Genomic DNA, 386 nt, shown 5'->3' on the forward strand with positions numbered 1-386 from the left:
CACGATGCAGGGCATCGTGGTGCGCAGCGTATCGAAGATCGCATCGAACGCTTCGGCGCCGAAATCGTAGACCTTGTCGAGCGTGGCCGGCGCCGCCAGCAGGCTCAGATGGTCGGTGCATTTCGACAGCAGGCGGTCGACGAAGGCGGTATCGACGCTGTCCGGGGAGAAGACGGCATCCGCGATGCCCTGCGCCGGATCCTGGTTGTAGTTGAGGCCGGCGGTGCCGAACGCAAGGTCGAGATCGGCGACCACCGAATCGAGCGCCAGATCGCGGGCGATCGCCCAGGCGACATTGTGCGCGATCGTCGAGGCGCCGACGCCGCCCTTGGCGCCGACGACGGCGACGACGCGTCCGACCGCCTTGGCTTCCGGCGCGGAGAACA

At 67.6% G+C, this 386-nt stretch carries 1 protein-coding gene; it reads right to left on the reverse strand.

Features of this window, described 5'->3' with window-relative positions; all coding sequences use genetic code 11:
- The coding region (locus SOP85_RS31280) for an AAA family ATPase (RefSeq protein WP_442967971.1) at window positions 1-386 on the reverse strand (386 nt) is incomplete at both ends.

Source organism: Pseudomonas sp. YuFO20, from assembly GCF_035064975.1.
GTDB classification, from domain to species: domain Bacteria; phylum Pseudomonadota; class Gammaproteobacteria; order Pseudomonadales; family Pseudomonadaceae; genus Aquipseudomonas; species Aquipseudomonas putida_AE.